This window comes from Bradyrhizobium sp. MV1.5 (genome assembly GCF_055807615.1).
Genome location: NZ_JBVVPL010000028.1, coordinates 78,713 through 103,109 on the forward strand (window position 1 = coordinate 78,713; position 24,397 = coordinate 103,109).

General features: G+C 64.6%; 21 protein-coding genes and 1 pseudogene. 18 read left to right on the forward strand and 4 right to left on the reverse strand.

Going from position 1 to position 24,397, the window contains the following annotated elements:
* Nucleotides 1–89 precede the first annotated feature (89 nt).
* The 3 genes and pseudogenes from AC0L2J_RS24145 to AC0L2J_RS24155 all read left to right on the forward strand — a co-directional run.
* Nucleotides 90–551, forward strand: a pseudogene (locus tag AC0L2J_RS24145) ((2Fe-2S)-binding protein); the annotation flags it as partial.
* Nucleotides 548–1,669, forward strand: coding sequence for an NAD(P)/FAD-dependent oxidoreductase (locus AC0L2J_RS24150; protein ID WP_473394754.1), 1,122 nt, complete (start codon nt 548–550; stop codon nt 1,667–1,669). The pseudogene AC0L2J_RS24145 and the gene AC0L2J_RS24150, both read left to right, overlap by 4 nt.
* A 15-nt stretch (nt 1,670–1,684) precedes the next feature.
* On the forward strand, nt 1,685–2,032 hold the full coding sequence (locus AC0L2J_RS24155; protein WP_473394755.1) for a RidA family protein: 348 nt from the start codon (nt 1,685–1,687) through the stop codon (nt 2,030–2,032).
* A 265-nt stretch (nt 2,033–2,297) separates the two neighbouring features.
* Here AC0L2J_RS24155 and AC0L2J_RS24160 read toward each other — a convergent pair whose 3' ends face one another.
* Nucleotides 2,298–3,632: a dicarboxylate/amino acid:cation symporter gene (locus AC0L2J_RS24160; protein WP_473394756.1), complete on the reverse strand. Its 1,335-nt coding sequence runs from the start codon at nt 3,630–3,632 to the stop codon at nt 2,298–2,300.
* Nucleotides 3,633–3,757: 125 nt separating this feature from the next.
* On the opposite strand from AC0L2J_RS24160, the gene AC0L2J_RS24165 reads away from it, so the two are divergent.
* From AC0L2J_RS24165 to AC0L2J_RS24215, 11 genes are all read left to right on the forward strand, one after another.
* Nucleotides 3,758–5,077 carry a solute carrier family 23 protein gene (locus tag AC0L2J_RS24165; protein ID WP_473394757.1) on the forward strand — a complete coding sequence of 440 codons (1,320 nt, stop codon included), beginning with the start codon at nt 3,758–3,760 and terminating at the stop codon, nt 5,075–5,077.
* Between the two features lie 73 nt (nt 5,078–5,150).
* Nucleotides 5,151–5,987 carry an SDR family oxidoreductase gene (locus AC0L2J_RS24170; RefSeq protein ID WP_063994753.1) on the forward strand — a complete coding sequence of 279 codons (837 nt, stop codon included), beginning with the start codon at nt 5,151–5,153 and terminating at the stop codon, nt 5,985–5,987.
* Nucleotides 5,988–6,039: 52 nt separating this feature from the next.
* The gene (locus AC0L2J_RS24175) at nt 6,040–6,846 is read left to right on the forward strand and encodes an NAD-dependent protein deacetylase (RefSeq protein WP_473394758.1); all 807 of its coding nucleotides are present in this window, start codon (nt 6,040–6,042) and stop codon (nt 6,844–6,846) included.
* A 139-nt stretch (nt 6,847–6,985) separates the two neighbouring features.
* Complete coding sequence (locus AC0L2J_RS24180) at nt 6,986–9,070, forward strand: hydantoinase/oxoprolinase family protein (protein ID WP_007614329.1); 2,085 nt, start codon at nt 6,986–6,988, stop codon at nt 9,068–9,070.
* Between the two features lie 2 nt (nt 9,071–9,072).
* Nucleotides 9,073–10,731 (forward strand): hydantoinase B/oxoprolinase family protein, encoded by a 1,659-nt coding sequence (locus AC0L2J_RS24185; protein WP_063994756.1) that lies wholly within the window; start codon nt 9,073–9,075, stop codon nt 10,729–10,731.
* A gap of 39 nt (nt 10,732–10,770) precedes the next feature.
* The gene (locus AC0L2J_RS24190; protein ID WP_007614316.1) at nt 10,771–11,769 is read left to right on the forward strand and encodes a TRAP transporter substrate-binding protein; all 999 of its coding nucleotides are present in this window, start codon (nt 10,771–10,773) and stop codon (nt 11,767–11,769) included.
* 9 nt (nt 11,770–11,778) lie between these two features.
* Nucleotides 11,779–12,372: a TRAP transporter small permease subunit gene (locus tag AC0L2J_RS24195; protein ID WP_473394759.1), complete on the forward strand. Its 594-nt coding sequence runs from the start codon at nt 11,779–11,781 to the stop codon at nt 12,370–12,372.
* Nucleotides 12,373–12,406: 34 nt separating this feature from the next.
* On the forward strand, nt 12,407–13,711 hold the full coding sequence (locus tag AC0L2J_RS24200) for a TRAP transporter large permease (RefSeq protein WP_473394760.1): 1,305 nt from the start codon (nt 12,407–12,409) through the stop codon (nt 13,709–13,711).
* A 360-nt stretch (nt 13,712–14,071) separates the two neighbouring features.
* Nucleotides 14,072–15,790 (forward strand): pyrroloquinoline quinone-dependent dehydrogenase, encoded by a 1,719-nt coding sequence (locus AC0L2J_RS24205; RefSeq protein ID WP_007614311.1) that lies wholly within the window; start codon nt 14,072–14,074, stop codon nt 15,788–15,790.
* Nucleotides 15,791–15,908: 118 nt separating this feature from the next.
* On the forward strand, nt 15,909–16,259 hold the full coding sequence (locus tag AC0L2J_RS24210) for a c-type cytochrome (RefSeq protein WP_473394761.1): 351 nt from the start codon (nt 15,909–15,911) through the stop codon (nt 16,257–16,259).
* Between the two features lie 32 nt (nt 16,260–16,291).
* Nucleotides 16,292–17,059 carry a substrate-binding periplasmic protein gene (locus AC0L2J_RS24215; protein WP_473394762.1) on the forward strand — a complete coding sequence of 256 codons (768 nt, stop codon included), beginning with the start codon at nt 16,292–16,294 and terminating at the stop codon, nt 17,057–17,059.
* 64 nt (nt 17,060–17,123) lie between these two features.
* Here AC0L2J_RS24215 and AC0L2J_RS24220 read toward each other — a convergent pair whose 3' ends face one another.
* Complete coding sequence (locus AC0L2J_RS24220) at nt 17,124–17,768, reverse strand: glutathione binding-like protein (RefSeq protein ID WP_007614301.1); 645 nt, start codon at nt 17,766–17,768, stop codon at nt 17,124–17,126.
* A 116-nt stretch (nt 17,769–17,884) separates the two neighbouring features.
* Here AC0L2J_RS24220 and AC0L2J_RS24225 point away from each other — a divergent pair, with 116 nt between their 5' ends.
* Nucleotides 17,885–18,529, forward strand: a complete 645-nt coding sequence (locus AC0L2J_RS24225; RefSeq protein WP_473394763.1) for a TetR/AcrR family transcriptional regulator — start codon at nt 17,885–17,887, stop codon at nt 18,527–18,529.
* Between the two features lie 169 nt (nt 18,530–18,698).
* On the opposite strand, the gene AC0L2J_RS24230 is transcribed toward AC0L2J_RS24225, so the two are convergent.
* Nucleotides 18,699–20,666: a methyl-accepting chemotaxis protein gene (locus tag AC0L2J_RS24230; RefSeq protein WP_473394764.1), complete on the reverse strand. Its 1,968-nt coding sequence runs from the start codon at nt 20,664–20,666 to the stop codon at nt 18,699–18,701.
* 277 nt (nt 20,667–20,943) lie between these two features.
* The gene (locus AC0L2J_RS24235; protein WP_473394765.1) at nt 20,944–21,909 is read right to left on the reverse strand and encodes a 2-hydroxyacid dehydrogenase; all 966 of its coding nucleotides are present in this window, start codon (nt 21,907–21,909) and stop codon (nt 20,944–20,946) included.
* 144 nt (nt 21,910–22,053) lie between these two features.
* Between AC0L2J_RS24235 and AC0L2J_RS24240 the strand changes: the two genes are divergently transcribed.
* From AC0L2J_RS24240 to AC0L2J_RS24250, 3 genes are all read left to right on the forward strand, one after another.
* Nucleotides 22,054–22,422 (forward strand): YciI family protein, encoded by a 369-nt coding sequence (locus tag AC0L2J_RS24240; RefSeq protein ID WP_007614296.1) that lies wholly within the window; start codon nt 22,054–22,056, stop codon nt 22,420–22,422.
* Nucleotides 22,419–23,735, forward strand: coding sequence for an RNA polymerase sigma factor (locus tag AC0L2J_RS24245; protein ID WP_473394766.1), 1,317 nt, complete (start codon nt 22,419–22,421; stop codon nt 23,733–23,735). Before AC0L2J_RS24240 ends, AC0L2J_RS24245 begins: the two co-directional genes overlap by 4 nt.
* Nucleotides 23,736–23,829: 94 nt before the next feature.
* Nucleotides 23,830–24,363: an SRPBCC family protein gene (locus AC0L2J_RS24250; RefSeq protein WP_473394767.1), complete on the forward strand. Its 534-nt coding sequence runs from the start codon at nt 23,830–23,832 to the stop codon at nt 24,361–24,363.
* The last annotated feature ends 34 nt before the right edge of the window (nt 24,364–24,397 follow it).

Sequence of the window (24,397 nt, forward strand, 5' to 3'; positions counted from 1 at the left end):
GACCGCCGAGAACAGCAGGATGCAACCCGCCGTGGGGGGGCGCCCGCGGGGGGCCCAGCGGGGGGCGGCCACCATGGCCCGCGGGGGGGCGCGGCCGCATCGCGGCGCGCGCGGCAGTGGAAGCATTGGCGCCCCCGGCCGCCGCGAAGCTTCCAGCAATGGCGAGCCTCCGCGCCGATCTCGCCAAGGCCGAGCGTGGCCGTGTCTTCCTCGACACGCTGTTTCGCCCGGCGCCGCAGTTTCGCATTCCCGCGGGCGACACCATCGTCTGTCGCTGCGAGGAGGTCACCGCAAAGGACATTCTCGACGCCGTCGCGATCGGCGCGACCGGGCCGAACCAGCTCAAGGCCTATCGCCGCACCGGCATGGGTCCGTGCCAAGGCCGGCTCTGCGGCCTCACCGTCACCGAGCTGATGGCGCAGGCGCGGGGCAAGAGCCCGCAGGAGATCGGCTATTACCGGCTGCGCGCGCCGGTCAAGCCGATCACGCTCGCTGAGCTTGCCGCGGTTCCGAAGAGCGAAGACGACATCAAGGCGGTGGTGCGCGGATGACGAAAAACGTGGATGCGATCGTCGTCGGCGGCGGCATCCACGGGTGCTCGACTGCGCTGCATCTGTGCCTTGCCGGCCTGAAGCCGGTGCTGATCGAGAAGGACTATGCCGGCCGGCATGCCTCGGGCGTCAACGCCGGCGGCGTGCGCCAGCTTGCGCGGCACATCCCCGAAATCCCGCTCTCGATCCGCTCGATGGGAATCTGGGAGAAGATCACCGATCTCCTCGACGACGATTGCAGCTTTGAGAGCTATGGCCAGGTCCTCGTCGCAGAGAACGAGGAGGAACTCGCGGTCTGCCGCGCACGTGTGGCCGAGCTCAACGCGCTCGGCTTCACCCACGAGGAGCTGATCGATGCGGCCGAGTTGCGACGCCTCGTGCCTGCGGTCGCCGAGAGCTGTCCCGGCGGCGTGGTCTCGCGCCGCGACGGTGCGGCCAATCCCGCGCGGGCAACGACGGCGTTCCGGCGCAAGGCCGGGCAGCTCGGTGCGACCGTGCGCGAGGGTATTGCCGCCACGAATATCAGGCGCACCGATGGCCTCTGGCACGTCGATGTCGGCGCGGAGAGCTTTGCCGCGCCGGTGCTCGTTAATGCCGCCGGCGCCTGGGCCGGGACCATCGCAGCGGCGCTCGGTGAGCCCGTTCCGGTCGAGACCGTGGCGCCGATGCTGATGATCACCTCGCGCGTGCCCCACTTTATCGATCCCGTCGTGATCCTGCGCGGCCGAAAACTCTCCTTCAAGCAATTCAAGAACGGCACCGTGCTGATCGGCGGCGGTCATCTGGCAACGCCGTACCGGGACCGCAACGAGACGGTGCTGGACTGGAAGAGCCTCGCGACCAGCGCGCGCACCGTGTTCGAGCTGTTTCCTGTGATGCGCGATGCGACGATCATGCGGGCCTGGGCCGGCATCGAGGCCAAGACGAAGGACGATCTGCCCGTGTTCGGGCCGAGCAGCCGCCACAAGGGCCTCTATCACCAGTTCGGCTTCTCGCTGCACGGTTTCCAGCTCGGCCCCGGGGCTGGCGCCGTGATGGCGGAGCTGATCGTCAACGGCGGCACCCAAACCCGCATCGGCGATCTCGGCATCGACCGTTTCCATCCTTCCACGCTCTAGCATCAAGAGGACATCATGAGCATTACCCGCAGCATCCGCACGCCCATCATGCACCGCGCCGTCGAAGCCAACGGCTTCGTCTTCATTGGCGGCACCATCGCCGACGACACCTCGGTGTCGATGGGCGAGCAGACCCGCAACATCCTCAGCAAGATCGCCGGCTATTTGAAGGAAGCGGGCACCGACAAGTCTCGCGTCGTGAGCACCTCGATCTTCGTCACCGACCTTTCGAAGAAGAAGGAGATGGACGCGGTCTGGACCGAGTTCTTCGGCGACAATCTGCCGACCCGCGCCACTGTCGGCGTCGCCGATCTCGGCGGCAGCGCGTTGATCGAGGTCGTGGTCACCGCGCTCAAGGACTAACGACGTCTGCCGATGTGGACTAAAGCCGGGCGTCCAGCCGCCGGAACGATGATGCCGATCCGGGCCGCCGACGGCGCGCCGATCCCGGCGCGTCGTCCCTCACAGTGATTATCAAAAACCCGACGCCCTGCCCCCAGCGCGTCGGGTGGAAAGAATGAGTATCAATCCGTGATCCCAACCCGGTTGTTGTGGCGCGTTGCGCATTGATTGACCACTCCGGGAAACTACCGCGTTGGAACCGGACTCCGCCATACTTGCGCGCGGCCTAGGAGGCGGCGCTGCCGCCCGGTTCGAGAGCCTCACCCATCTCCAGCGGATGGGCCATGGTCTCGTGCAGCGCATCGCGGTCGAGCTCGCCTTCGGAGATGCTGATGACGACGCAGGCGACGCCGTTACCGATCAGATTGGTCAGCGCGCGGCACTCGCTCATGAACTTGTCGATGCCGACCAGGATCGCGATCGACTGGATCGGGATGTCGGGCACGATCGAGAGCGTCGCCGCGAGCGTGATGAAGCCCGCCCCGGTCACGCCCGAGGCGCCCTTCGAGGTGATCATGGCGATGCCGAGAATGCCGAGCTCCTGCCAGATGGTCAGGTGGGTGTTGGTCGCCTGGGCCAGGAACAGCGTCGCCAGCGTCATGTAGATGTTGGTGCCGTCGAGGTTGAAGCTGTAGCCGGTTGGAATGACGAGGCCCACCACCGAGCGCGATGCGCCGAGATGCTCCATCTTCTGGATCATCTGCGGCAGCACCGTTTCCGACGACGAGGTGCCGAGCACGATCAGCAGCTCGTCCTTGATGTAAGCAATGAAACGCAGGATCGAGAAGCCGGCGAGCCGCGCGATTGCGCCGAGCACGACCACAACGAACAGGATGCTGGTGAGATAGAACGTGCCGATCAGGGCCGCGAGGTTGAGCAGCGAACCGAGGCCGTAAGCGCCGACGGTGAAGGCCATCGCGCCGAACGCTCCGATCGGGGCGACCCGCACGATGATGCGGATGATGCCGAAGAACATCTTTGCGGCCTTGTCGATCGCTTCCGCAATGGGCTCGCCGGCCTTGCCGAGAAACGCGATGGCGAAGCCCGACAGGATCGAGATCAGCAGCACCTGCAACAGATCGCCGCGTGCGATGGCGCCCAGATAGCTGTCCGGGATGATCGCCATCAGATGGGCGACGATGCCTTCTTCCTTGGCCTTGGTGACGTAGGTCGCCACCGATTTCGGGTCGATCGTGGCGGGATCGATGTTGAAGCCGTGGCCGGGCTGGAGCACCTCGCCGACCAGCAGGCCGACCGCGAGCGCCACGGTCGAGACCGTCTCGAAATAGATCAGTGACTTCAGCCCGACCCGGCCGACGCGCTTGAGGTCGCCCATCGAGGAGATGCCGTGCACCACGGTGCAGAAGATCACCGGCGCGATCATCATCTTGATCAGCGCGATGAAACCGTCGCCGAGCGGCTTCAGGGCCTTGCCGAGATCGGGATAGAAAAAACCGATCATCACGCCGAGCGCGATCGCGATCAGCACCTGGATGTAGAGGATCTTGTACCAGGGTTGGTGCCGGCGATGGATGGCTGGCTGGATCGCAATCTGTGTCATAGAATAGGCCCCGGAACGTATTGATCTTGTTTGATTTGCATCATGTGATGGTCGCCGCAGAAGCGACAATCACATTTTTGTCTGTTCGCACGAAGATCGGTCGCTGCACCGCAACTGGGGGGAACATGCCGATTGCAACGGGCTCCGAACAGCGAGCGCAAGGCTATTTTCCGCGTTGGACTCTGAAGTCCTCCGGCGTGATCATGCCCGAGGAGCGGCTGCCGCTTGCCCAGACCGTCGTCTCCGGTCTCCAGCATTGCGTCGCAATGTCGGGCTCGACGATCATCGCGCCGCTGCTGATGGGGTTCGATCCCAATGTTGCGGTGCTGTTTTCCGGCATCGGCACGCTGATCTTCTTCGTCATCGTCGCGGGGCGCGTGCCGAGCTATCTCGGCTCGAGCTTCGCGTTCATCGCGGTCGCCATCGCCGCCACCGGCTACGTTGGGCACGGGCCGAACCCGAACCTGTCGGTTGCGCTTGGCGGCATCGTCGGGGCCGGCGTCCTCTACGGCGTGATCGCGCTGGTCGTGATGTGGTCGGGGGGTGGCTGGATCGAGAGACTGTTGCCGCCGGCCGTCACCGGCGCCGTGGTCGCCGCGATCGGCCTCAACCTCGCGCCCGTGGCCGTCAAGGCAGTGAGCGCCGGTGCGTTCGACACAGGAATCGGGCTCGCGACCGTTCTGATCATCGGCGTGGTTGCGGTTGCCGCACCTGGCCTGTGGCGCCGCCTGCCGATCATTCTCGGCGCGATCGGCGGATATCTTTTGTACCTGCTGTTCGCGAACGGCCTTGGCTTCGGCAAGCCGATCGACTTCACGCAAGTTTCGGCTGCGCCGTGGATCGGCCTGCCGAGTTTTACCACGCCGACCTTCCAGACCGATGCGATCGTCCTGATCGCGCCGGTCGCGATCATCCTCGTCGCCGAGAACCTCGGGCACATCAAGGCCGTCGGCGCCATGACGGGCCGGAGCCTCGATGACTATCTCGGCCGCGCCTTGCTCGCCGACAGCCTCGCGACCATCGTAGCGGCCTGCGGCGGCGGCACCGGCGTCACCACCTATGCCGAGAACATCGGCGTCATGGCGGCGACGAAGGTCTATTCGACCTTGCTGTTTGCCTTCGCGGCGCTGGTGTCGATCGTGCTCGGCTTCTCGCCGAAATTCGGCGCGCTGATCCTGTCGATCCCGGGTCCGGTCATCGGTGGGCTCTCGATCGTGCTGTTCGGATTGATCGCCGCGATGGCCGGCCGTATCTGGGTCGAGAACAAGGTCGACTTCTCAAGTCCGGCAAACCTGATCACCGTCGCGGTCGCGCTCACCGCAGGCGCCGGCGATCTCACGCTCAAATTCGGCGCCTTCACGATGGGCGGGATCGGTACCGCGACCTTCGGCGCCATCATCCTCTACCAAATCCTGACTTCGCCGCTGGCTCGCCGCGAGAAGTGAATCCCAGCGATGCGCTGAGGGATGGAACAAAACGCCGGTTCCGTCCATGTTGATGTGTCCTCGGAGAACAACGATGCCACATACCGACCGCTCGACCACCTTTTCCTCGCGTCTCGTCGGCCAGTACGCGCTGGTGACGGGCGCCTCCCAAGGCATCGGCCGCGCCGTCACCATCCGGCTCGCTCAGGAAGGCGCGACCGTCGCCATCAACTATGTCGATCATCCCGAAAAGGCAGAGGAGACGCTCGCGCTGGCACGGACGGCATCGAGCGATCGGGGCCACGGCAGGCTCGATCATGCCATCGTCAAGGCCGACGTGAGCAATGAGCAGGAGGTCGCCGCGATGTTCGAGACGGTTTTGGCGCGCTGGAAGCGCCTCGACTGTCTCGTCAACAATGCCGGCTTCCAGCGGGAATCGCCGAGCGAGGCGCTCGACGTCGACACCTATCGCCGCATCATCGACGTCAATCTCAACGGCGCCGTGCTCTGCGCGCAGAAGGCGCTCGCGCATTTCGTCGCGCGGGGCGCAGGCGGCAGCATCATCAACTGCTCCAGCGTGCACCAGATCATCCCGAAACCCGGCTACCTCGCTTACTCGATCAGCAAGGGCGGCATGGCCAATCTAACGCGTACGCTGGCGCTCGAATTTGCCGGCCGTGGCATTCGCGTCAATGCGGTCGGTCCCGGCGCGATCGACACGCCGATCAACGCGGCCTGGACCGGCGATCCGGAAAAGCGCGGCGTGGTCACCAGCCACATTCCGCTCGGCCGCGTCGGTACACCGGAAGAGATCGCCGCCGTGTTCGCCTTCCTCGCCTCGGATGAAGCCAGCTACATCACGGGGCAGACCATCTACGCCTGCGGGGGCCTGACGCTGTTTCCCGAGTTTCGGGACAATTGGGCGAGCTAGCGGGCTTCCTGGCCATCTGGCAAAACCGGCCTGCGCAGACTACATCTGCGCCATGACAAACCATCCGCTCCGGAATTTCGTCGACCGGCACGAAAATCTGTTCGTGCTGACCGGTGCTGGCTGCAGCACCAATTCGGGCATTCCCGATTATCGCGACAGTCACGGCAACTGGAAGCGGACCCAGCCGGTGAACTTCCAGGCGTTCATGTCTGAAGACCATACGCGTCGGCGCTATTGGGCGCGCAGCCTGATCGGCTGGCGGCGGTTCGGCCAGGCGAGGCCGAACGATGCGCATCACGCACTCGCCCGGCTCGAGGCGAGCGGGCGTTGCGGAATGCTGCTGACCCAGAATGTCGACCGGCTGCATCAATCCGCCGGGCACCGCCAGGTGATCGACCTGCACGGCCGGCTCGATCTGGTCCGCTGCATGGGCTGTGGGCAAAAGACGCCGCGGCGCGAATTCCAGGAGACGCTCGGCCACGCCAACGCAGAATGGTTGACGCTCGACGCCGCCGATGCACCCGATGGCGATGCCGACCTGGAGTATGCGGATTTTTCGTCGTTCACGGTGCCTCCTTGCGAAGCCTGCGGCGGCATCCTCAAGCCCGATGTGGTGTTCTTCGGCGAGAACGTCCCGCGCGACGTCGTCGCCACCGCGCAGGATCATCTGGCGCAGGCCGACGCCATGCTCATCGTCGGCTCCTCGCTGATGGTCTATTCCGGCTTCCGCTTCGTCAAGGCGGCCGCGCAGCGCAACATTCCGATCGCTGCGGTCAATCTCGGACGCACCCGCGCCGATGATCTCCTCACGCTCAAGATCGAGGAGCGCTGCGAAGCGGCGCTTGCATTCCTGCTCTGATCGCGCAGGCTGCGACATGCCTTGCCTATTGCATGGGTGCCAAGCAGAATAGCTGGACACAGCATGTTCCTGTCATCCATGGCATGGAAATTGCTGCGCTTTTGTCCTCAGTCTTGACGATCAGCACGGAGAATTTGGAATGCTTGAGGGAGCCGAGGTGCGGCTTGCCGTCGATATCGGTGGCACGTTCACCGACATCGTGCTGGACGTGGGGCAGGATCGCAAGACGCGCAAATTGCTGACGACACCGCAACGGCCCGAGCAGGCGGTGCTGGACGGCATGCGGCTCATTCTCGCTGATGCGCGCGCCCATATCAGCGACATCGACGTCTTCATTCACGGCACGACGCTCGCGACCAACGCCATCATCGAGCGTCGCGGCGCCAGGACGGCGCTGATCGCGACCGAGGGCTTTCGTGACGTGCTCGATATCGGCACCGAGAGCCGCTACGACCAGTATGACCTCAGCATCGACAAGCCGAAGCCGCTGGCGCCACGATCCCTGCGCTTCACCGTGCCCGAGCGTATCGACGCCCACGGTGGCGTTCGCCTCCCGCTGGACGAAGCGGCGGTGCGTGCGCTCGCGCCAAGATTGCGCGCGCTGAACGTCGAGAGCGTCGCGGTCGCCTTCCTGCACTCCTATGCCAATCCCGAACACGAGCGCCGTACGGCAGCGATCATCAGCGAGGAGATGCCCGGCATTTCCGTGACCGTATCTTCCGCGGTGTGCCCGGAGATCCGCGAATATGAGCGGACATCGACCGCGGTGGCCAACGCCTATGTGCAACCGCTGATCGATGGCTATCTCGCCCGCATGTCCGACGCCTTGCAGGTCGAGCAGTACCGCGGCGCGATCTATCTCGTCACCTCCGGCGGCGGTGTCACCTCGATCGAGACGGCGCGGCGCTTTCCGGTGCGCCTCGTCGAATCCGGTCCTGCCGGCGGCGCCATTTTCGCGGCGCAGATCGCGGCGCGTCTCGGCGAAAGCAAGGTGCTGTCCTTCGACATGGGCGGCACCACGGCAAAGATCTGCCTGATCGAAAAATACCAGCCCGAGACCTCGCGCGTGTTCGAGGTCGATCGCGCAGCGCGCTTCCTGAAAGGTTCGGGTCTGCCGGTGCGGATTCCCGTGATCGAGATGGTCGAGATCGGCGCCGGCGGCGGCTCGATCGCCCATGTCGACGCGATGAAGCGCGTCACCGTCGGCCCCGAGAGTGCCTCGTCGGAGCCCGGGCCCGCCTGCTACGGCCGCGGCGGCCTGCGCCCGGCCGTGACGGATGCCGACGTTGCGCTCGGCCTGATTGATCCCGATGCCTTCGCGGGTGGAACGATCAAGCTCGACCCTGCGCTCTCGAAGCAGGCGCTGCTGCGCAGCGTCGGCGAGCCGCTCGGCCTGTCGGCGGAAACCGCGGCCTACGCCGTGCACGAGGTCGTTTGCGAGAACATGGCGAGCGCGGCGCGCGTGCATGCGGTCGAGCGCGGCGAGATTGTCGGTCAGCATACGCTGATCGCCTTCGGCGGCGCGGCACCGCTGCATGCAGCGCGCGTCGCCGAGAAGATCGGCGTCTCCCGCGTGATCGTCCCTTCCAATGCCGGCGTCGGGTCGGCCGTCGGCTTCCTTGCGGCTCCGATCGCCTATGAGTTGGTGCGCAGCCGTCACGTGCGGCTCGACGATTTCGACACCGAGGGGGTCTCCGACCTGCTCCAGGAGATGGTGACCGAAGCGCGTGCGCTGGTCGAGACGGGTGCGGCAGGCGCGCAGGTTCGCGAGCGCCGCGCCGCCTTCATGCGCTATGTCGGCCAAGGCCATGAGATATCGATCGAACTGCCGAACCGGCGGTTGGCGACGGCCGATCTGGCCGGCCTGCGCCAGAAGTTCGAGGCGGATTATGCGGCGATGTTCGAGCGATCGATTCCGGGTGCCGCGATCGAGGTGTTGAGCTGGTCGGTGCTTGCGACGACCGAGGCACGCAATCCGCCGCGCGTCGCCGACGTGGCACGCATGCCCGCGGGCAAGGCGTCGGGCAGTCGAAAATTCTTCGACGGCCGCGCAGGGCAGGTGATCGAGATCCCGCTCTACCGCCGCGAGGACATGGCGCCGGGCGCGACGATTGCAGGTCCCGCCGTGATCGCGGAGGACGAGACCTCGACATTCGTCTCTAACAGTTTTGATGCCCATATCGATGGTGCCGGCAGCATCGTCATGGAACGGAAGGCGGCCTGATCATGAGCAAGGCAAGCGGCGCGAGCCTGATCGACCTTCAGATCATGTGGCACCGGCTGATCGCCGTGGTCGAGGAGCAGGCGCAGGTGCTGCTCCGCACCGCCTTCAGTCCGATCGTGCGCGAATGCGGCGACCTCTCGGCCGGCGTGTTCGACCTCAAGGGACGGATGCTGGCGCAGGCGGTGACCGGCACGCCCGGCCACGTCAACTCGATGGCGGAATCGGTCAAGCACTTCATCGCCCACTTTCCGATCGAGACGATGAAGGAGGGCGACGCCTACATCACCAACGATCCCTGGATGGGCACCGGCCATCTCAACGATTTCGTCGTCACCACGCCCTGCTTCAAGGACGGCAAGCCGGTCGCGCTGTTTTCCTGCACCAGCCATCTCATGGACATCGGCGGCATCGGCTTCGGACCCGACGCCACCGACGTGTTCATGGAGGGGCTCTACATCCCCATGCTGAAGCTGATCGACCAGGGTGTCGTCAACGAGACGCTGATGGCGATGATCCGCACCAACACGCGGCTGCCGATCGACACCGAGGGCGACACCTACTCGCTCGCCGGCTGCAACGACGTCGGCTGCGAGCGCCTGGTCGAGATGATGACCGAGTTCGGCATCGACTCGCTCGATGCGCTCGGCGACTACATTTGCGACCGCTCGCGCGAGGCCGTGCTGGCCGAGATCGCCAAGCTGCCGAAGGGCACCTGGCGCAACACCATGGTGGTCGACGGCTATGACGCGCCGGTCTCGCTCGAGGCGACGCTGACGATCTCGGACGAAGGCATCCACGTCGATTTCGACGGCACCTCGGCCGCGTCCAGATTCGGCATCAACGTGCCGCTGTCCTATACCATCGCCTACACCGTGTTCGGTCTCGGTTGTGTCGTCGCCTCCCAGATCCCGAACAATGCCGGCTCGCTCTCGCCGCTGACGGTATCGGCTCCCCCGGGCGCGATCCTCAATGCGCCGAAGCCGGCGCCGGTCGCCTCGCGCCACATCATCGGCCAGATGCTGCCCGACGTCGTGTTCGGCTGCCTTCGCCAGATCATTCCCGAGCGCGTGCCCGCGGAGGGGACATCGTGCCTGTGGAATCTCAACGTGCGCGGCCAGACCCGCTCGGGCGCCGGCGGCAATTACGGATTCTCGATGGCGGTAACTTCCAATGGCGGCACCGGCGCGCGCTTCGCGAAGGACGGGCTGTCGGCGACCGCCTATCCCAGCGGCGTGCGCGGCACGCCGGTCGAGATCGCCGAGACGCAGACGCCGCTGATCTTCTGGCGCAAGGAGCTGCGTCCGGATTCCGGCGGGGCAGGGCGCACCCGCGGCGGTCTCGGCCAGATCATCGAAGTCGGCAGCGGGGTCGATGCGCCGTTCGACATCCTGGCCGCGTTCGACCGCATCGATCATCCGCCACGCGGCCGCGATGGCGGCAAGAACGGCGAGGCCGGCTATGTCGGCCTGAAGTCCGGCAAGAAGCTGCGCGGAAAAGGCTTTCAGCAGGTGCCGCCGGACGACAGGCTGGTGGTGCTGACACCAGGCGGCGCCGGCATCGGCGATCCCCGGGAGCGCGCGCCGACAGCCGTCAACGACGATATCGAAAGCGGCCTGGTGTCGGCCGACAACGCGGTTGCAGTTTATGGGCATACGCGATGACGCTTCAGGCGTCGTGCGCGTAGCAAACGGAGGGGCTCAATGATCACGCGACGGAATTTTACAGCGGGCGCAGCGACGCTGCTCGCGGCCGGCCACATCTCGACCCGTGCGCAAGCGGCGACGGTGAGCTGGGACATGTCGACGGTATGGCCTGACGGCAATTTCCACACCCAGAACGCGTTTGCCTTCGCGGAGGAGGTGAAGAAGCAGAGCGGCGGCTCGGTCGCGATCACCGTGAAGGCCGGTGGCCAGCTCGGCTTCAAGGGCCCCGAACATCTGCGCGCCGTGCGCGACGGCCTGGTGCCGCTTGCCGACGTCCTCAATATTCAGCAGGTCGGCGACGAGCCCTTCATGGGCGTCGAAAGCATTCCCTTTCTCTGCGGCTCCATGGACGAATTGAAGGTGCTGCACAAATACGTGCGGCCCGAATACGAGAAGGTCGCTGCGCGCAACAACCAGAAGATCCTCTACATCGTGCCCTGGCCGACCCAATATCTGCACCTTAAGGTCAAGGTCGCCGATGTCGACGGGTTGAAGAACATCAAGATCCGCGTGCCCGACAAGAACGCCGTCGAGATGCTGGCCGTGGTCGGCATGGCGCCGGTGATGATCCCGTGGGGTGAGACGATCCCGGCGCTGGCCTCGGGCGCGGTCTCCGGCGTCTCCACCTCGGCGGTGTCGGGCGTCGACGGAAAATTCTGGGAATTCCTGAAATACATCTACGCGACCAACCACGTCTGGTCGTCGCAGATGCTCACCGTCAATCTCGATTCCTGGAAGGCACTGAGCGCCGATCAGCAACAGCTCGTCGCAGGCATCGCCGCGAAGATGGAGCCGGGCTTCTGGGCGAACTCGCTCAAGGCGGATGTCGACAGTCTCAACCGGCTCAAGGAAGGCGGCATGGAGGTGGTGCCGGTCTCGGAGGCCATGATGACGGACATTCGCGCCAAGACCGCGCCGCAGCTCGACGCTTTCGTCAAGCGCGTGCCGGCGGCCGACAAGCCGGTGCGGGCCTATCTCGCCGAAATGAAGCGCTGAGGACGGACCGTGGCAAGCGTTTCGCCCGCAGCGCCGCAGAGTCTCAACGCAGCGGCGCCGGCGCCACTCCGCATCCTGCTCGACGGCATCGATCGTCTTGGCCGGCTGGACGGCTGGATCGGCGGCGGCTGTCTCTTGATGCTGACGCTGCTGATGCTGTGCGAGGTCGCAACGCGCTTCCTCTCGAACTTCCTGTCGTTCTTTCCGCCCACGATCTCGATCGCGTGGGAGTATTCCTCCTATCTGATGGCGGCGTCCTTCACCTTCGGGGCTGCCATGACCCTGCGCGTCGGTGGCCATATCCGCGTCGTGCTGCTGCTGAAGAACGTCCCGGCCCTCTTTCAGCGCGCGATCGAAATCCTGTCGGCCGCCGCGGGCTTCGCCTTCATGGCCTTCCTGACCTCGTCGATGGCGAAGTTCGCCTTCGGCGCCTATGTGCGCGGCCAGGTTTCGACCTCGAGCGATACCCCGCTGTGGTTTCCGCAAGGAGTCGTCACCTTCGGCATGCTGCTGCTGACGCTCCAGTTCCTGGCGCGCGCGATTCAGGCCGTGCTCGGCCTGCCGCTGGAGGATCATCGCATGAGGGCCTCGCCCGTCGAATGATCGCCCTTGCGCAAGCCAGCGGACACCGGACTCCATGACCATAGAAGTCGTCGCTCTCTTTGCGATCCTGTTTGCGCTTCTGGCATGCGGCGTATGGATCGGCCTGACGCTTGCGCTCACCGCGACGCTGCTGCTGGCGATGTTCCGCTCGATCCCGCTCGACAAGCTGCTGCCGCAATACGCCTGGAACATCTTGACGACGCAGGAGCTGCTGGCGTTGCCGCTGTTCATCCTGATGGGCGAGCTGCTGTTTCGCACCCGTCTATCGCGTTCGCTGTTCCAGGGACTCGCACCCTGGGCAGGGCTTCTGCCGGGTCGTCTTCTGCATGTGAACGTAATCGGCTGCACCATATTCGCGGCGATCTCCGGCTCGTCGGCGGCGACGACGCAGGTGATCGGCCGCATGTCGCTCAACGAGCTCACGCGCCGCGGCTATTCCCGTGACATCGCGATCGGCTCGCTCGCCGGCGCCGGCACGCTCGGCTTCCTGATCCCGCCCTCCAACATCATGATCATCTACGGCGTGCTGGGCGACGTTTCGATCTTGAAGCTGTTCACGGCCGGCTTGCTGCCCGGCCTGCTGCTGGCCGCCACCTTCATGGGCTGGGTGATGCTGCACACGACCCTCAACCCCAGCATGGTGCCGGAGACGGAAGCCAAACTCTCGCAGGTGCCGTGGCGCGAACGTTTTGCGGCGCTGAAGGACCTCGCGCCGGCGCTGTTCCTGATCGCCTGCGTGCTCGGCTCGATGTATGGCGGGCTGGCGACGCCGTCGGAGGCCGCCGCGGTCGGCGTGTTCGGCGCGGCGCTGGTCGCCTGGGCGCAGGGCTCGATGTCGCAGCAGGTGATGCGTGACGTGCTGATCGGCTCGGTCGTGACCTGCTCGATGATCGCGCTGATCGTGCTCGGCGCGTCGATCCTCGGCAACGCCGCGGCCTTCCTGGGCATCCCGCAGGCCGTCGCCGCCTTCGTGAAGGGCTTGGGATTATCGCCCTTCATGCTGATCGTGGTGCTGATTATCTTTTATCTGATCCTCGGCTGTTTCCTCGATGGTTTCTCGATGATCGTGATGACGCTGCCGATCGTGCTGCCGATCGTGAAGGGTGCCGGCTTCGACGAGATCTGGTTCGGCATCTTCCTGGTGCTTGCGGTCGAGATGGCGCAAATCACCCCGCCGGTCGGCTTCAATCTGTTCGTGATCCAGGGCTTGACAGACGATGGCCTCGGCTACATCGCGCGCGTCACGATGCCCTATCTGCTCATCATGGTCGGCTTCGTGCTGCTGCTGACGCTCTGGCCCGGCATCGTCACGATCCTCCCGCGCGTGCTGTACGGGTAAATCCTTCCTCGGGCCTTGGCGCTATCGCGTCCGCCCGCAGCAGTCTGAGACTGCGAGGCCAAACGAACCGGACAGCGCAACTGACGTTTGTGATCTGCGCCGCGCGTCAAATTCGCGCCGTGCGCGTGTTCCGTCTTTGCGCTCCTCGTCATCCGGCGTACGCTGCCGGAGCGAGGATAAGCACAACTGCAACCAATCCAGAGAACGTAGCACCTTTTGGCGATGTCCGCCGAGAGCGATCGAGAGTCGTTGGCGGCTCGTCTGCAATGGAGAAGAAACCGACAGATAGCGGACTGCAACATCCCTCGCGGCGGCGTCTGTGAGACGCAAGTTAAACAAACTTAAAAGCGGGAGGAACGGATGAAGAAGCGTTGGTGTAAGTCTGGTCTACCTCTTCTTGCCGGCGCGACGCTGGTGGTGTCGTCGGCCTTGGCCCAGTCCGTGGATACTGCGCGGATCGAAAACGGCGGTCAGAACGATTGGCTGACCTACCACGGTTCATACAAATCCTATCACTACAGCCCGCTGGCGCAGATCAATGCAAACAATGTCGGCAATCTGAACGTTGCCTGGACCCACATTCCAGGGCGCTCGACCCGCGGCCTGCAATCGATGCCGCTAGCGGCGGATGGCGTGCTCTATTACTCGGGTTCTTACAGCCGGGTTTTTGCGCTCAACGGCGCGACAGGCGAGGTGATCTGGTCCCATTTTCCGGAGCTGGACGAGGCCCTGATCTCCCGTCAGACCCATTCCCCCTACAATCGCGGCGTAGCGCTCGGCGAGGGCAAGGTTTTCGTCGGCACCATGGATGGCAGGGTCCTCGGCCTGGATATGAAGTCGGGGAAGGTCCTCTGGGAAACCAGGCTGATCGACTCGCAGAAGCTCACGGTCGGTTTCACCGGTGCACCGCTTTACGCAAAGGGTACGGTGATCATCGGAGCGCAAGGTGGTGAATGGCCGGGCCGCGGCCCGATCTTCGGCCTGGATGCCACCACCGGGAAGAAGAAGTGGGAGTTCTTGACCGTCGCCGGCACCGACGAGGCCATGAAGACGTGGGGAAACGATTCCTGGCGCACGGGCGGTGGCGGTGGCTGGATGCCGGGCACTTACGATTCCGAGACCAACACGATCCTGTGGGGCACCGCAAACCCGGCGCCGCTCTACGATTGGTCGGGTGCCGATTACAAGACGCAAGGCGCGCGTCCCGGCGACAATCTCTACACGAGTTCGGTGATCGGTCTCGACGTCGATACCGGCAGGCTGAAATTCCATCATCAGGAATTGCCCCACGACGCCTGGGATTTCGACAGCGCGGTCGGCGAGTTTGTGATGCTGGAACGCGACGGTCAGAAGTTCGTGGTTCACCCGAACAAGGGCGGTTTCGTCTTCGTCTATGACCGCAATCTCGCCGTGAAAAATGTCTGGCGGCTCGTTGAGAACATCAATTTCGTCAAGGATATCGATCCCAAGACGGGTGCCTTGATCGGCCGTCGCGACTTCACCGCCGGGAAGGTCACCGAACCGCCGCTGTGCCCCTTCATCGGCGGCGGCGTCAGCTGGAACGCCGGCTCCTACAACCCGAAGACCGGCCTGTACTACAAGATCGGCCAGGAATGGTGCATGACGCTCGACGTCCAGAAGACGACGCCGGTCACAGCGCCCCAGGTCCAGCTCAACATCGGCGCCGATTTCAAGATGGTGCCCCCTCCGGGCGGAGAGATTTATGGACATCTCGACGCGCGCGACCCCATCACCGGCGCCAAGAAGTGGGAGGTTCGCTATCCTGAGCCGCCGCTTGGAAGCGTGCTGTCGACTGCGGGCAATCTCGTATTCGTGCCCGACTCCCGCGGCATCCTTCATGCCTACGATGCCGAAACCGGGGCCGAGCTCTGGAGTCACAACAACGGCACCGGCCACCAGGGCGGCATCGTTTCCTATTCCGTCAACGGCAAGCAGTACATTGCCGTAGTCGCAGGCTTTGGCGGCATGCTGGCGGACGAATACGCGCCAAACTTCGGCGGCGCCTACAAGAGCATGCCGCGTGATGACGGGGCGCTCGTCGTCTTCAGCTTGAAATAAATCATCGCAGATTGCCGGGGAGCAGGCGCAAGCTTGCTTCCCGTGCATTGGAATTTCCGGGTGTGCTTCAGGACTCGTGCTTCGGGGCGTGGCGCTTCAGGATATGGAGCTGGATACCTTGAACTTGCATGTGAAGAAGATCACCGCGCTGCTATCGGCGGTGCTGGGCGCCTCGTCACTGTATGCCGCACCGGTTCAGGCGCAGTCTGCCACTCCCGTACCCGACAACGGGACGTTCGACGTCGAACAGCTATTCGCGGGGACTTGCGGCTTTTGTCACTCCGCAGGCGGCCGGGCCGCCGGCAAGGGACCACAGCTGATGAACTCGCCGCGCGACGACGACTATCTGCACAGCCGCATCAAGAACGGCAAGTCTGGTGCGATGCCGGCATTCGGCGGGGCCTTCACCGACGCGCAGATCGACCAGATCGTCAAATATATCCGCGCCCTGAAGCCGCGCGATGGCTGAATAGCAGGCCGATGTCGATACGAGGACGCGAAATGAAGACAGTTCTCCCGATTGTGGTCGGCGCCGTAATCGCATTGCTGAATCCTGCGCAGGGGCGAACCCTGGACGCGATCCGCGCATCCGGTGTGCTCGGATTATGCGCCCATCCGAACTCGCTTCCGTTCGCAAGCAAGGCCGCCGATCCTCCCGGCTTTCAGATCGAATTGGGCGAGGCGCTGGCACACGAGCTCGGCGTCTCGCTGCGTCTCGACTGGATCATCACCCAGTACCAGATGCGGAGCGCCGGATGCGACATTGTTCTGGACGTCATCGCCGACCGCGAAGCGCAGGGTGAAACCCGCTTGAGATTCTCAAAACCGTATTATCGCACAGGCGTCGCGCTCGCCGTCCCCTCATCCAGCGCGCTCGCCTCGTTCCAGAGCCTCAACGAGCATACCAAGGTCGGGGTGCAGGTCGGATCCGTCGCTGCCATGATCATCAGTCAACGGCACGTCCCGACGTCGACTTTCGGCTTCGAGAGCGACAGCCTCGATGCCTTGTCAAACCATGAGATCGATGCCGCTGCGGTCACACCCACTGCAGCGAGTTATTTCAATCTGACGCATCCAGACAAAGCATTTCGTATCCTGGATCGCGACGAGTCCGTGGCCGATCTCAACTGGAACGTCGCGGTCGGCATGGTCCGTCCGGATGATGCATTGCGCGACACCATCGATGGAGCGGTTGAACGGCTGCGAAACGACGGCACGATCGATCGGATATACGGCCGCTACGGGGTCGTACTGCAGACGCCGAAATAGCCAATTGTTCCGGACCCGTCGTCCCGGCCGCATTGCCCGGAACGACGGTCGTTTCGAATGCCGCTTACGCCGCGGCCTTCTTCCGCGCCTGCTCGGCCTTGTACAGCTCGAACTCTTCCGCGATCGCCTTGGCGATCGACGGTCGCTGACGCAGGCGTTCGTAATAGGCCTTCACGTTCGGCCATTTGGCGAGCTCGATCGGCGGCGTCGCCATGGTCCAGTTGATGACCGTGACGAGATAGGCGTCGGCGACGCTGAAATGGTCGAGCAGGAAGTCGCGCCCCTTCAGGTAATTGTCGAGGTAATCCAGCCGCGACAGGTTCTTCTCCAGCGCATAGGCTTTCGTCTCCTGCGGCGCCTTGCGGTCGAGCACCGGGATGAACAGGCCCTTGTGCAGCTCGGTGCCGATGAAGCAGAGCCATTGATGAAGCCGCGTGCGCTCGATGCCCGCCGCGGCGCCGAGGCCCGATTGCGGGAAACGGTCGGCGATATATTGCAGGATCGCGGCGTTCTCGGTCAGCACCACGCCCTCGTCGGTGCGCAGTGTCGGCACCAGGCCGATCGGGTTCACGGTTCGGAAGTCAGTGCCGTCGCTCAGCACTGTCTTGGTCGGCGGATCGACTTCGAGATATTTGGCTTCGGCGCCGGCTTCATACAGCGCGACGCGGCTCGCCATCGAACAGGCGAGCGGCGAGAAATAAAGATCCATCTTGAGCCTCCTTGGGCAATTCCTCGATGTGACTTTTGGAGTGTCGCTCAACCTGGCCAGATTGATTTTTGTACTGTCTTGCATATTATGAGGACGGTCAAGGATTAAATTGCAAAATGGTACAAAAAGCCAAGCCGCCAGCTGCTGCCAGCGAACCCAAACGCCGCGGCCGTCCGCGCGCCTACGAACCCGAAGTCGCGCTAGGCAAGGCGCTCGACCTGTTCCGCACGCAAGGTTTCGCGGCGACCTCGCTCGACGATCTCAGCGAAGCTACCGGAATGAATCGCCCGAGCCTCTATGGCGCCTTCGGCGACAAGCGCGAGCTCTACATCAAGAGCTATCAACGCTACCGCGAGGATGCGCGCGCATCGATGGTGGAGATCTTTCGCCAGGAGATGCCGGTGCGCCAGCGGCTGGAGCGTATCTTCGCCTCCGCGCTGAACATCTATCTCTCCGGCGAGACCGGCCCGCGCGGCTGCTTCACCGTGGTCACGGCGGCCTCCGAAGCGATCGGCGATCCCGACATCCGGGCCATGGTGCTCGATGGCCTCAACGAACTCGACAAGGCATTTGCGAGTTGCTTCCGCCGCGCCAAGGAGAAAGGCGAGTTGCCCGAGAGCGCCGATCCAGCAGTGCTGGCGCAGCTCGCTTCAGCGACGGTGCATTCAATCGCTATCCGCTCCCGCGCCCGCGTGTCGCGGAAGGAGCTCGAGGCGATCGTGAAGGGGGCGATCGACGTGATGGTGGGACGAAAGAGCTAGGCGGTTGCGTGGCGCGAGCTATCTCCCAAACGTCGTCCTGGCGAAAGCCAGGACCATAGGCACCCGAATCTGGTTTGGCGAAGATTCGGAGTTGCCGCCGTCGCGCCGCAGCTCCTCCCTGGGTAATGGGTCCTGGCTTTCGCCAGGACGACACTGAGTTTGTAGCCTGCTACGCCGCGCGAATATGCGCGAGAAAACGGTCCACCTCGTCCCGCAGCCGCTGCGATTGCTTTGATAGCTCGATCGCCGAGCCCAGGACTTCCTCCGCCGCTGTCCCGGTCGCGGCGATGCCGGCGGTGACGCCCGCAATGTTTTGCGAGACCTCGCCGGTGCGGGCGGCTGCCTGCTGGACGTTCTGGGCGATCTCCTGCGTCGCGGTGCCCTGCTGGCCGACGGCGGCGGCAATCGCCGCGGAGATCTCGTCGACCTCCTGGATCGTGGCGCAGATCGACTGGATGCCGTCCACTGCGCCGGTGGTCTCGCCTTGCACCGCCGTCACCTGCGCGCCGATCTCCTCGGTCGCCTTGGCGGTCTGGGTGGCCAGCGCCTTTACCTCGGAGGCGACCACCGCAAAGCCGCGGCCAGCTTCGCCCGCGCGCGCCGCCTCGATCGTCGCGTTGAGTGCCAGCAGATTGGTTTGCTCGGCAATACCGCTGATGAAGGAGACCACGTCGCCGATTTTCTGCGCGGCGTCGGCCAGGCTCTGCACGCGCTCATTCGACCGTCGTCCGTCACTCGCAGCTTTGCCGACCACCGCAGTCGCGTGCGCAAGGCGCCGGCTGATCTCGGTCATCGACGACGACAGCTCTTCCGCGGCGGCAGCGACCGTCTGCACATTTTCCGAGGCGAGCGCCGAGGCCGACGACACCGTGCCGGTCTGCTGCCGCGACCGCTCGACGATATCAGACATCGAGCGCGCGGTGTTCTCCATCTCGACCGCTGCCGAGGAGACCGTGGTGACGACGTCGCGGATGCTGGCTTCGAAATTGTCGGCGAGCGCGGCGAACGCGCGCCGTTTCTCCGCTTCGGACTGCACCTTGGCCTCGAGCTGATCGGCCTGGAGCTTATTGAAGTTGACGGCGTTGTCGCGGAACACTGCGACCGCCTTGACCATTGCGCCGACCTCGTCATTCGCTTTGCTGGCGGGGACGGCGACATCGAGGTGTCCGTCTGCCAGCTCGCGCATCACGGTGGTGATGGAGATGATCGGACGCGAGATGCTGCGGGCGATGAGATAGCCGACGATTGCGGCGAGCACGAGCCCGAGCGCGGCGATGCCGAATGCCAGCAGCCAGGCCCGGTCGGCGGAGGCCACATAGTCGGCATTGTCCATCACCAGTTCGACCGCGCCGAGGGGCTTGCCGGAAAAATCCCTGATCGGTCCGAGCAGCGCGGCCACCGGCGTCGTGTCGAGCTTGGCCTGCCGCATCGTGAAGTCACCGCCGGCGGCGCGGCCGTAATCGGTCGCGTCGAAGAAGCTCTTGCCCTTCAGCGTTCCGCCGAACAGCTTGAAACCGCCGCCGTCCGCGAGATGGAAGGCGATGTCGACATGGCGGTTGGTCTTGAAGTCGTCCAGGAAAGACTGGCCGAAGGTCAGGCCAAACTCCACTGAGCCGAGATGCTTGCCGCCTTGCGCGATCGGCACGACGCCGCGGATGCCGAGCCCGGCCAGGCCGCCCTCGAGGCCGACCACGACCTTGCGCTCCTGGTTGGCCATGATCACGGTCTTGCGGAAGCCCGAGAGGTCGTCGCCAAATTTGGCAGGCTGGTGCACGCGCAAGAATGAGGTCGCGGGCGCCACGTGGAACTGGAACTGTTCGACGCCGTACTCCGATTTGGTCGCGGCAAAGACCGGCCCGAACAGGCTGACCAGGGCATTGCGATCCTGTTTGGCCATGGCGTCCTGCGTCGCGGGCATCGCGGCGACGACGGCGCTCATGGCGGCGGCGCGGCGGGACTCTTCGGTGATGCGCGATTGCAGGGCATCGTAATGGCTGCGCAGCTCGCGCTGGTCGGCGCGGTCGATGATCCCCGCGATGATCCACATTGCACCGAGCACCGCAAACAGCGCGGTCGCGGCTGCCGTCACCGCCAGCGCAACCGTGATCCGCATCCTGAGGCCGAGCGTCAAGCGCATGTCCGACTCGTTCGTTGAGCGTTGATTAAGGAGACCTATCAACTTCTCGCTAAGAGAGGGTGAACGGGATACCGGCCGAGCGGGTGCCTTCGTGGGGGGACGGAGTGACCGAGAACTCTGGCGTCGTCCTGGACAAGCGAAGCGCAGATCCAGGACCCACCCCGCGGGGTAGTTTGGCGAAGATTCGGGGTTACCATCTCGCGCCGCAACTCCTCCCCGGGGTAATCGGTCCTGGCTTTCGCCAGGACGACACCGGAAATGAGGCGCCGTGTGCGGCCTAATACCCCCGCGCCCGGTCTACCACGTTCTCCAGCACACCACCGGCCTCGAACCGCGCGATCTGCTCGGCGACATAGGCCGAGATCGCATCGGCGTCGGTGTCGGCGGCGTTATGTGGCGTCAGCAAAACCTTTGGATGGGTCCAGAACCGGCTGTCCTTCGGCTGCGGCTCCTGCACGAAGACGTCGAGCGAGGCGGCGCCCAGCGTGCCGTCGTCGAGGCAGGCCAGGATGTCGGCTTCGTTCTGAAGGCCGCCGCGGCCGGCGTTGATCAGCACGGGCGCACCGAGCGGGCTCTTGCGGTTGAGCTTGGTGAAGACGTCGCGGTTGAGGATGCCGCGTGTATCGGGCGTCAGCGGCAACAGGCTGACCAGAATATCGGTCGTGCGCAGGAATGCGTCGATCTGCCCGGCGCCATGGAAGCATTCGACACCCGCGATGGTACGCGGGCTGCGGCTCCAGCCGGCGACGCCGAAACCAAGCCGCCGCAGCACATCGGCCGCGTCGGCACCGAGCGTGCCCAGTCCCATGACACCAACCGTGACGGCGCTCGCCGGCCATTGATAGGTCGGCTCCCAGCGCTTTTCGCGCTGCGACTGGCGCAGATAAAGCTCCTGGCGGTGGTGCATCAGCACGTGCTGCACGACGTATTCGGTCATGCGGCCGGTCAGGTCAGGCACGGCGACGCGCACCAGCGGCACGTTCGGAAGGCTCTTGTCCGCCATCAGCGCATCGACGCCGGCGCCAAGATTGAAGATCGCCCGCAGATTGGGGAAGGAGCCGAGGTCGCCCGGCACCGGCTTCCACACCGCGGCATAGTGCACCTCGGCCGGATCGAGCCCGGCATCGGGCAGCAGCACCACGCGGCGGCCGCCGCTGACCGCGTCGAACCGGGCCTTCCAGCGCTCCGGCAGCCAGTTTTGCTGCGTGCTGTTGATCAGGACGGCCAGTGTGCCCACGGTCATTCGAAGTGCCTCTTTAAGTTCCGTTTTTGAAGGCCCTCCTTGGCACGATCTGCCGGATTTTTCTTGCAATTTTTTTCCGCAGCCATGTCGGGGCGGGGCATAGTGGATCGTCTTCAAAACAAGCGTTCAGAGAAGGTACTGCCCATGCTTTATGCGATCCTTTGCTATCACGACGAGGACTTCGTCGGCTCCTGGAGCAAGGACCAGGATGAAGCCGTGATGAAGAAGCTCGCCGTGGTGCAGGAGAAGCTGACACAGCAGGGCCGGCTCGGCCCGGTGGCGCGGCTGCTGCCGACCACCGCGGCTGCGACGCTGCGTAAGGAGGACCCGCCGTTGGTGCTCGACGGTCCCTACGCGGAGACCAAGGAGCAGTTGCTCGGCTTCTATATCGTGGATTGCAAGAATCTCGATGACGCACTCGATGTCGCCCGCGACCTCGGCGCCGCCAACCCCGGCGGCGCCTACGAGGTGCGCCCCGTCGGCGTGTTCAGGCCCGGAGGGAATCTGACGTGAGCGAGGCCGATACCGCCTGGATCGAGACCGCGCTGACCTCGGCGCGCCCCCAAGCGGTCGGCGCACTGCTGCGCTATTTCCGCGATCTCGACACCGCGGAGGAAGCCTTTCAGAACGCCTGCCTGCGCGCGCTGAAGACCTGGCCGCAGAACGGACCGCCGCGCGATCCCGCGGCCTGGCTGATCATGGTCGGCCGCAACGTTGCCATCGACGAGGTGCGCCGTACCCGCAAGCAGCAGCCGCTGCCGGAGGACGACCAGGCGATCTCCGATCTCGACGACACCGAGGGCGCGCTCGCCGAGCGGCTCGACGGCTCCCACTACCGCGACGACATTTTGCGGCTGATGTTCATCTGCTGCCATCCAGGCCTGCCGGCGACGCAGCAGATCGCGCTGGCGCTCCGTATCGTCTGCGGCCTGACGGTGAAGCAGATCGCGCGCGCCTTCCTGGTGTCGGATGCGGCGATGGAGCAGCGCATAACGCGTGCCAAGGCCAAGGTCGCGGAGGCCGGGACGCCGTTTGAAACGCCGGGCGCGGTCGAGCGCTCGGAGCGGCTCGCCGTCGTCGCCGCGATGATCTATTTGATCTTCAACGAGGGCTACTCGGCGAGCGGCGACACCGCCGAGATCAGAAAGCCGCTGTGCGAGGAAGCGATCCGGCTGGCGCGGCTGCTGTTGCGGCTGTTCCAGAGCGAGCCGGAGATCATGGGCCTCACGGCGCTCATCTTGTTGCAGCATGCGCGCAGTGCCTCGCGCTTTGCCGCGGATGGCTCGCTGATCCTGCTAGACGACCAGGATCGTTCGCTGTGGAACGGCACCATGATCGCGGAAGGCCTCGCGCTCATCGACAAGGCGATACGCCATCGCCGCAGCGGGCCCTACCAGATCCAGGCCGCGATTGCCGCGCTGCATGCCCGCGCGTCCACGCCCGCGGAGACCGACTGGGCGCAGATCGACCTGCTCTATGGTGCGCTGGAGGTGGTTCAGCCCTCGCCGGTGGTGACGCTCAACCGCGCGGTCGCGGTTTCCAAGGTGCGCGGACCGCAAGCCGCGCTCGACCTGATCGAGCCGCTGGCGCCAAAGCTTGCCAACTACTTCCACTTCTACGGCGTGCGCGGCGCCTTCCTGATGCAGCTCGGCCGCAACGACGAAGCCCGCATCGCCTTCGACCGCGCCATCGCCCTCGCTAACACGTCCGCAGAAGCGGCTCACATCCGCATGCATCTCGATCGCCTGATCCGGGACAGCCAGCCCAAGGGCGCAAATGGCGGCGCCAGGCAAGACGCCAAGGTCGAAGGCGCCAAGGTGAAGTAGGGAGCGCCTGTTTCGGGCGTTGCAAAATTTTTGCTTCGCCTTGTCGGGCTCGACCCCCTCCCTTCGTCCTAGGAGCGTATCCAGGGAGCCATTCATGTTGAAAGCCTTTGCCGTCATCGTCATCCTGCTCGCGGTCGGAATCGTGGGCGTGCTCGGCTTCGCCCTGACGAAGCCCGACACATTCCGCGTCGAGCGCAGCCTCGCCGTGAAAGCGCCGGCCAATGCGGTCTATCCCTTGGTCGCCGATTTCCATCGCTGGACGGCCTGGTCCCCCTACGAGGGCCGCGATCCCGCCATGAAGCGCAGATTCGGCGGAACTGAAGGAAGGGGCGCGACCTATGCCTGGGACGGCAACAACAATGTCGGCGCCGGCCATATGGAGATCCTCGAGGCGAGTGCGCCGTCAAAACTACGCATCAAGCTCGATTTCGAGCGGCCTTTCGAAGGCCACAACACCGCCGAGTTCACCTTTGTGCCGCAAGGCGATGCCACACTGGTCACGTGGGCGATGTCCGGTCCGGCCCCGTTCCTGTCCAAGGTCATGCAGGTATTCATCAACATGGACAACATGATCGGCAAGGATTTCGAGGCGGGCCTGGCCAGCCTGAAGAAGCTCACCGAGAAGTAGCGCCGTCACCCCGAACGAAAGCAAAACGGAGAGA